Source organism: Roseomonas sp. GC11, assembly GCF_024437745.1.
Classification (GTDB): Bacteria; Pseudomonadota; Alphaproteobacteria; order Acetobacterales; family Acetobacteraceae; genus Pseudoroseomonas.
In genome coordinates this window covers 1-8,486 of record NZ_JANFNY010000129.1, presented here as the reverse complement: position 1 = coordinate 8,486, position 8,486 = coordinate 1, and the positions used below count along the sequence as shown (strand labels likewise).

General features: G+C 70.0%; 6 protein-coding genes. All 6 read right to left on the bottom strand.

Going from position 1 to position 8,486, the window contains the following annotated elements:
* Window positions 1-79 precede the first annotated feature (79 nt).
* The 6 genes from NON00_RS23190 to NON00_RS23165 all read right to left on the bottom strand — a co-directional run bounded on the left by NON00_RS23190 (window position 80) and on the right by NON00_RS23165 (window position 7,760).
* On the bottom strand, window positions 80-1,933 hold the full coding sequence (locus tag NON00_RS23190) for a DUF927 domain-containing protein (protein ID WP_256025158.1): 1,854 nt from the start codon (window positions 1,931-1,933) through the stop codon (window positions 80-82).
* A gap of 61 nt (window positions 1,934-1,994) precedes the next feature.
* Window positions 1,995-2,963: a hypothetical protein gene (locus NON00_RS23185; RefSeq protein WP_256025157.1), complete on the bottom strand. Its 969-nt coding sequence runs from the start codon at window positions 2,961-2,963 to the stop codon at window positions 1,995-1,997.
* Between the two features lie 1,268 nt (window positions 2,964-4,231).
* The gene (locus NON00_RS23180; RefSeq protein ID WP_256025156.1) at window positions 4,232-6,067 is read right to left on the bottom strand and encodes a phage major capsid protein; all 1,836 of its coding nucleotides are present in this window, start codon (window positions 6,065-6,067) and stop codon (window positions 4,232-4,234) included.
* On the bottom strand, window positions 6,060-6,335 hold the full coding sequence (locus NON00_RS23175) for a hypothetical protein (protein ID WP_256025155.1): 276 nt from the start codon (window positions 6,333-6,335) through the stop codon (window positions 6,060-6,062). Before NON00_RS23175 ends, NON00_RS23180 begins: the two co-directional genes overlap by 8 nt.
* 62 nt (window positions 6,336-6,397) lie before the next feature.
* Complete coding sequence (locus NON00_RS23170) at window positions 6,398-6,898, bottom strand: hypothetical protein (protein ID WP_256025154.1); 501 nt, start codon at window positions 6,896-6,898, stop codon at window positions 6,398-6,400.
* Between the two features lie 481 nt (window positions 6,899-7,379).
* The gene (locus NON00_RS23165) at window positions 7,380-7,760 is read right to left on the bottom strand and encodes a hypothetical protein (RefSeq protein WP_256025153.1); all 381 of its coding nucleotides are present in this window, start codon (window positions 7,758-7,760) and stop codon (window positions 7,380-7,382) included.
* Between the last annotated feature and the right edge of the window lie 726 nt (window positions 7,761-8,486).

Here is an 8,486-nt window from a genome sequence, read left to right as displayed (position 1 = left end):
CCACCGGGGCCAGCCTTATTTTTCAATGACCTATCTGCGATTTGCTGGCCCCGGTCCCAAAGCCTCCGGGGCCAGCCCCTCAATCGAGCGCGGCGGGTTCCACCACCAGCAGCCGGGGCCGCCCCACCCCAGCAATGCGCTTCGCCTTGATGGCGTAGCGGAGCTCTCCGCCCTCGCGCTCCCCGCGCAGCAGGCCCGCCCTGCCCAGCCGCGCCCGCGCCTCGCGCTCCTCGAGGCCGAGCGGCGCGGCAATTTCGGCGGCGAAAACCTCCGGGATCAGACCGTGAATCCAGCGCCGCTCCCCGGTCCCGTCGATTTCCTCCCAGCGCCACCCCGCGCGCTGCGCGATCCGGGCGCCCTCTATCAACGGGGCCTCAGTCTGCCCCCCGTCCTCCTCGCCCGGCTCCCGCACCCGCTCGAACCGGGCGGCGCCGTGCAAGCCGATGAAGCGGCGCAGCGCGGCCACGATGTTTCGCTCCTCGGCGCTCCCGGTGCCGCCTCGCTCGGTCAGCCAATCGGCGAAGATCGCGGCCGCCGCCGCCTCGGCCGCGCCTTCCGGCCAGCCGGTCAGCCCGGCCGCGCTGGCGAGCTCGCCCGCCGCCGCAACCAGGGCCAGCCGCCGCGCAGCCCGATGCACCTGGCCGTCTGCCTGCGCCGGGACGTGCGCCGCTAGCCAAGAGCGCACCCGCGCCCCCAGCACCGCCGCCGGCCAATCGTTCGCCTCCGCCAGCCGCGCCGCCAGCCAGGACAGCCAGGAGGGCGCCGCAGTGCCGTGATGCGCCAGGACAGCCCGCCGGAGCGCCCCCGCGAAGGCAGCGCCATCCGGCTCCCCGTGCAGGGCTTCGAACACCCCCCAGCCGCCCGGCGCCATCGCCGGCACGTCGAGGAGCCGGACCTCCTGGCCGGCCCGCAGGCCCCGCCCGGCCTGCGCGGCGAGGCTGGCCGCACTCTCCTCCGAGGAGGAGAGGAGCAGCGTCACCCACGAAGCCGCTTGCCGGTTGCCGCCGCTGGCCCTGGCCCTGGCTTTGCCGAGCCCGTTGGCGAGCATGTAGAGCGTGGCGCCAACCTCCGCCGGCTCGGCCTGCCCGAGTTCGTCCAGCGGCAGCAGCGCCCCGCTATGCGCCTGCGCCGTCGCCTCGAGCGCGTTGGATGTGCTGCGCCAGGAGCGGACGAAGGAATCAGCCGTTTTGCTCGGCCCACCCCAGACCGAGGCCGCCACATCCACCGCCGTGGTTTTGCCGGAGGAGGAAGCGCCGCGCAGGTTGATCCCGCCGCCCTCATCGCCGGCCAGTTCCAGCAAGGGGGCAGCGAAGGCCGCCGAGGCCGCGAAGATCAGGCGGGAATTTCCGATGCAGCGCGCCGCTACCTCGGCGCGCCAGCCCTCGAGCGTGCCGGCCCTGCGGTAGATCGAAGGCGGGGGGTCCAGATCGAGCATGACGAGCTCGCCACCCTCGGGGCCGAAACTGCGGCCGGGCAGCACGAAGGAAGGCGCGCCGCCCTCCGGGGGCCGGTGCCAGCCCGTGCGCTGCACGGTGCGGACCCGCTCCGGCACCCGCACCAGGGCGAGGAATTGGAGCAGGGATTGCCGCGCCGTCGCGGAGCGGTTGACGCCAAGGCCGCAGGCGGCGAGCCGCCCGAGCACCTCAACCGCCTCTCCGGCCAGCAGCCGGCGCGGCATGGCATAGCGGTGCGCCACGCCGTCACGGTCGGCCCATTCGAGCAGAAGGCCCCAATCATCGCCGCCGGCCGGGCGGCTCTCCGCCAGGATGCGGAACGGCCCGCACAGCCACGCCGGCCGATCATCCGGCGGCACGCGCCACAGGCCATCGGGGCGCATCTCGAAACCGGGCAGGAGCTCGGCGCCCCCGCCGCCATCTTGGCCGGCGCCGCGCTTGCGGCGCTTGGCCTCTGAAAGAGAGATTGTCTTGGTCATGGCGCGGTTGCAGCACGCGCCGCGCTCCGGCGCCCCGGTGCCAAACTACGAGAAGTGCCGGCTATGCCCAGCCGAGCAGGCGCCGCGCCTCGCGGATGCCGCGCTCCACGCCGCGCAGATCGGCCATGCCGAGGTTCTCGGCGGCGGCGCGGATACCCGAGCGGCTCGGGGCAAGCTGTTTAGCCACGCGGTAGCTATGGAGCATGTCCGCGAAGATCAGCGCCCCGCGCGCCTGCTGAACCCCGTTGCGGAATCGACCACCAGGCAGAAAGCCGAGGGCCGCGAGGATCACGCTGCGCTTCACGCGCGCCGGCTCCATCGTCGCCAGCAACAGGCCCGCCGGCCTCTCCGGCTCCGCCTTCAGCAGGCGGTGCCAGCGGACCAGCAGGCCGAAGCCCTGGCTTTTGGGGAAGCCGAACAGAGAGAGGATGTCCTCCGGCCCCACCTTGGCCGGGCGCTCCCGCGCCTGCCACGCGCTGATGGCGCGCCAATCCTCGGCCGCTGGCCGCGCCGCCAGATCGCGGCCAGCGGTGCAATCCTCGAGGTCGCGGCCGAGGCGGTAGAGCTCAGCGGCGAGCCAGCCGGGCAGAATTGCGCCTTCGCGCGGGCGCAGCGCAGCCAGCGCCAGCCAGATAAACAGGCCCTCGCCCGTGGCGTCCCAGCGCGACCAGCACCACGCCGGCAGCCAGGGCGCGGCCTCGGCCTCATCCAGCCGCAGCAGCGGGGCCAGCACAGCCGGCGCGGCGGCGCTTAGGTAATCGGCCAGCCAGCCGGGCAGCGGTCGCACCTCGGGCGGCGGCATGGGTGGGTGGCAGTATTGGGCGACAAGGCCCGGCCCGCCCGCCAGGGGCGCGGGGCGGTAGAGCAGCCGCAGGGCGGCCCAGGCATAGACCGGGTTGCCGGTGGCCTGGAAGGAGAGGCGGCAGCGGTTCAGCCCGTCCAGCCGCCCCACCTCCTCCGCGCCATTTTCCCCCGCCGCCCATGCCGCGCAGAGGCCCGCAAGGGCCGTCTCGGCCGTGTCGCCTGCCATCCTGAATCCCCGATTTGTCGAGCTTCAAAGATGGGCCGCGCTCGAATCGAGCGGGAGGGGCGACAAGCCGGTAGCCGGTTGCCGGAGAATTAGCGGGCTAATTCAGCCGCTTCGCGTGTGGGAGGGGGTAACAGAGGGGGGGACATGTCACCCCCTCGGGCGGCGCGGAAAAAGCCCTTGCCTGCCAACGGGTTGCGCGAATGAGCGCGGCCGTTGCATGATGCCCGCCGACAACCCCCGCAGAGGTCCCGCGAACCCATAACCCCCTAAAGCCAAAAGGCCCGCCAGACCCACCCGAGAGGGAGGAACCAGCGAGCCCCAGGAAAAAAGCCGAGCAAGAGGGCAGAACCCACTAACCCGGATGTGTGTCTTGCAACCGCATCCTGCCCTCTCCGAGCCCTTCACGCAAGCCTTTGGCTGCGAACGCTCTTGCTCGGCCTTTTTTCCTGCGGTCGTTCTCCTCCTCCCCTCCGGTCGGTCCTGGCGGTGCAAACCGGAGAACCGCCCCCTTGCCCGTCCTCGTTGCCCACCCGGCGCGCCCTGGCTCAATTCGAGCGGATCGCGTCCCCCGTCCCAGCCCGTTCAGCCCACGCCGCGCCGAGCTCCTCCTCCGGCAAGCGGAGAAAGACCCGCGCGTCAGCGTGCACGCGGAGAAGGTTCTCCGCGTCCTGCTATTCCGCCTCAGCACATGGCGCACCGGCTATTGCGCGCCCGCCCAGGCCGTCATTGCCCGCTTCGCCAAAGCTCACCGGGCCACCGTCGCCCGCTGCCTCGATGTGCTCGAGGCCGCTGGCTACCTGCGCCGCATCCGCCGCGCCGTGGTCGTGGATGCCCCGGAAGCCTTCGGCGGGCCGAAGCGGTGGTGCCAAATCACAAACGCATACCTATTCCTGTTTCCGGCCGAGGAAGCCCCGAAACCGCCGCCTGCTTCCGTGTCGCAGGGAGCGCCACTAATTCCAGCTAGAGATATAAAAACTAGCGCGAACCGCTTCGGAATCCCCGACCCCTTCACCCTACCGGCCTCGCTCAGCCGGAGAAGGTGACGCGCAGCGCCTCAGCGAGGCGCCAGCGGCGCGGGAAGCAGGCTCAGGAAGGGGTGAAATGGGGGCCTGGTGGTGACACCAGGGCCAGCCGGAAGAGGAGCTCGGCCAGGGCAAGGAAAAGCCCGGCGGGGTTGTCCCCGCCGGGCTCCATGAAGCTGCCCGATCCCAGCCACCTAGGCGGCGCCCCCAGCGGACAAGGCGCTGCCTAGACCGGACAGCCCATCCTCAAACGGCCGTCAGGGCGGCGAAGCTGCCGGCGTTGCGAAGCGCCACGTCGATATCCTGCATCACCCGCACGCTGATGCTGCCCGTGGCGAAATTGGCCCCGCCGCGGTCAACGTCGAGCGCGATAGCGCCCCACATGCCAACCATCAGGTCGGACCAGTTCCCGAAAATCGTGGTCTGGGTGGGCACTTGGGTGGTGGCGAGCGCCCGATAGCCGTTCATCCGCCCCTCGCCCGGCAGCGCCCCGTTGTCCGGCGTCGTCCAGATCATCGGCGCGACGCCGGTCGTTACCGGCGTCGCCTTGTAGCGCCCGCGCATCGTGGGGGAGGTGAGGTAGGCTCGCGCCTCCATGTCGGCGCCATCAGCCAGCGTTTCCAGCGCGAGAATTTTCGTAAAATCCGGGCTCTGGCCGGTCGGGAATGTGGCGGCGCCAATACCAACCGCCTGTAGCACGCCGCGCGGCTGATTGCCGGCGCCTGTGCCGTTGACCGCCACGCGATCAATCTCCGCAGCCACCGCCGCCGCCAGATCCGCCCGGACAAGGGATTCAATGTCCATGGAGGACTGAACCATCAGGCGGTGCGAGAATGTCGTGATGGCCCCCGCCGTTTTGGGAGACATGGCGACGCCGGAGAAGGCAGGGTCCGAGGTCGGCAGCGAATCCGACCCGTCGCCGGCGATCCAGCCGATGGACGCGGTGCCGCCCTGGCGGGGCACCACGACATTGCCCACCAGACCGGTGAGGGTGCGCGCCCCCAGCGCCATCACATAGGAACGCGCGCGGATCAGATCGATGAAATCCGAGGCGAGCACATCGGTTTGCACCAGCACGCCGTTGCCGCTGTTGCTATAGGTCAGGGCGCGTCCGCCGACCGAAACGACAACTCGGCCGTCTCCGCCCATCCTCTCCGCCTGCGGCGGCAGCGCCAGCGGCACCATGAACCCGGAGCGGTCGCCATGCTGGCGCTGGAGCTCCCGCGACACTTCGAGTTCAAACCCGGCCTCGCGCATGTGCTGCGGGTCGGCGAGGGCGCGCAGCACTCGCACCAGCGAATAGCGGCGGAGCTCGCGCGTCATCCCTTCATCAAGGCCGATGTTGGTGGGCGGCAGGGAGAGCGGCCGCGCTTCACCGCGCCGGGCGATGAATTCTCGCCGGGACTGCTCGAGGGACCAGCCCGAGCGGATGGCCTCGGTTCCCCAATCGGGCCGGCCGACGAGCTCGGCGAGCTCGGCGATTGCAGCGGCGTCGCGGCCCGAGGCCGCGCCAGAAATGTCCATTTTCCTGCCTGTTTGTGCGGAGAGAGGCGCCGCGCTCGAGCGGCCCACGCCAACGGTCGGGTCGGCGGGGATCGCGACAAGCGAGACCTCAACGGGTCGCCAGCGGCACCGATAGACCGGCGGCTTGCCCCGCTCCTCAGAGATCAGGCTGAGGTCAAGGAGCTCATAGCCAACCGACACGTTCGCGCGGATACCGTCGGCAACGTCTTGCATGACTTCCTCAGCGCGCGCGCTTTTTCCAAAGCGCACCCGCGCCCGCATCTTCCGATCCGGGCTGAGGGTCACAGTCTCCACCACGCCCACCACATCGCGGGCGTTGTGGTCCATTAGCAGCGGCGCCGTGCCGCTGCTGATGAAGTCGGTTTCCACCTCGGCCGCGTCATGACCGAGGATTTCCACCCCCCAAAAACGCTCAACGGGGGCTTCGGAGGAGAAGGCGAGTTCCACCGTGCGCGCCTGCGCGTCGAGCGTGGCGCGGGAGAAGGCGGCGGTGCGGCGCTGGATGCCCTCCACGCCGGAGGGCAGCCCCCGCACGGCCGGGCGGGCGCCCTCAGACATAGACGGCCGTTGCCACGTTCTCGAACATAGCCCGGCTCGCGGTCGTGTCCGCCCCAAGCTGGCGCGCGAGGCTCACGAAGGCATTGCCGAGGCCGTCGAGCTGCTCAGGCGAAAGGTAGAGCTCGATGGAGACCCCGCCGTGGGTCAGGATGATGCCGTCGGTGGCGAGCACGAAACGGCTGACCTCGGGCGGCGCGGGATAGGCCGCCATCACGGGCGAGGGCAGGCCGAGGGTGGGGCCGGAAACCGGCGCGTCGGGCTTGTTCATGCCGCCAATCCTGGCGGCGCCCCTCGCGCGGAGCACCGGTAGCAAACTCGGAGAAGTGGCCCCTACTCCCGGCCTAGCAGCCGCCGCAGGTCCCCCGTGAAGCCCAGGGAGGGCGAGGCGCCCCGCCATCCTCCCCCCGCGCCAGCCCCCTCCCCGAACGTGAAGGCGGCATAGCCGCGCAGATGCGCGGCCAGCCGCCGCCGCCAGTCGAGCGGCATCGGATCGACCATCAACGCCCACCCCCCGCCTACCAGCGTCAGGCCGCGCCGATTGACCACCAGGCCGTGCAGATCGGGCTCAACCTCCCCCCCGAAAAGCGCCGCCTCGCCGTGGTGCGGCTCCGCCGTGTCGAGGTGCCCGGCTAGGGCAAGCGCGGCCTCGCGGGGCATGGTTGCGCTGGCGACCAGCCCGCCGCCGAGGAGGCCGAATCCGTAGGGGAGGAGGCGGAGCTCCCCCGCCTGCGCGGCAGGCTCGGCGACGATGGCAATGGTGGCCTGGAAGGCCGGGGAAGCTTCCCCGCCGGGGTGAAGCTCAGGGGGGAGAGGGGGAGAAGAATCGGTCATGGGCGCGACCATGCGCGGCCGGCGGGGTGGCCCGCACCGGTCGAAAAGTGCGAGAAGCGCCGCCCCCTGCGGCAAGTATTCGCCTCCGCCAGGTGGCAGCCTGGCGCGCGGTTTTGACTGTCGGTTTCCAAGTATCGGCGGCGGCGCGGGCGCCAGGGGCGCGCAGAGACTTGCCGAGGACTGGAAATTGACTTCCCGAGCCACGGCATAAGCGGCGTTATGGAAAAACGAAACCCTCCGGCCGTAGCAGAAGCGGAGAGGCCATGCCCCTCTTCTAAAAGAAGAAATAAAACCATATTTTTTGAAAAATTGAATAAAATTCCCAAAAATATTCAATCAATTTATGAGTAACCCAACAAAAAACAAAATCAATCAACATATCTAGGATACTTTTGACAAAGTATTTCATGATCGTCTCCTGCTGGAGACATTTATTTATTCTACAGGGGAGGCCTGCTCCACAGGTTATTATAACCTAATATTACCCAATAAGAGCCCGCCATGCCCGCGCCAGCCGCCCGCCGGCCCGCGCCGCCGCCAGCGCGCCCCGTGCCGCCTCGGCCTCCGCCGCCGCCGCCTGCCGGCCGGCCTCGGCCTCGCGCAGCGCCGCCGCGCTCGCCTGCGCCCCCGCCTGCATCGCCCGGAGTTCCGCCTCCGCCTGCGCCGCCCGCTGGCGCAGCCCCTCGCGCTCCCGCTCGGCCAGATCGGCGCGCAGCCGCGCCGCGTCCAGCGCCTCGCGCAGGAGCCCGGCCTCCGCCTCCGCCCGCCCCCTGGCATGGGCCAGCGCCTCGCGCAGCCGCGCCAACTCCTCCGCCGGGGCGGCGTCCAGCCGCTCGCGCAGCAGGCCAACAAGCTCGGCCAACGCCCTGCCATCGTGGGACGAGTGTTGCTCTTGTCGTTCCAATGTGGGTTTTTCTTGGTTGGAACGCTCGCGCAATACTTCGAGCTCCGCCGAGGTCAGGAGCACGCGCGGGCGCCCGTCATTCCCAAGCTCAGAAGCCAGTTTGCCGCGCTTGATCCGCAGCCGGAGCGCCTCAACGGAGAGGCCGGTTAGGCGCGCCGCCTCGGCCAACGAATAGAGATTCATCGCGCCCAACAAAATTGGTTGTCGTCAATTCGTGGGCCAACAGGGCGCGGGAGTCGAGCCCTTGCCGCGCCCGGCGGGGCAGGCAATTGTTGCGCTTAAGCTATGAGGGTCGCCGATGCAGGACACCGCCAAAAAGGCCCCGAAAGGGGCGCCTTTGCCCTGCCAGGGCTGTTTTTTCGACCCCGAAAACTGCGCCCGCGCGCAGGCCGCCGCGCCCTTCGCGCCGCGCTGCCCACTGGCATGGCGCCCCCGCCAGGGGCGCCCGGCGCCCTGGATGCAGCAGCCGCAAGCCGAACCAACACCCAGGCCAACACTCTCGTAAGCTATTGAAAAAAAAGAACAACAACAGTAAGGCCCCCCGCAGATGGTTGAGCGGATAACCGGGCGCTCTGGCCCACCGCAGGACCCCGCCCCCTCGGGGAGGACCCAAAAAGGGGGGGGTGGGGCTGGCCCCGGTCGGCCCCGGTTGGCCCCGGACTCTCAGACCCACCGGGGCCAGCC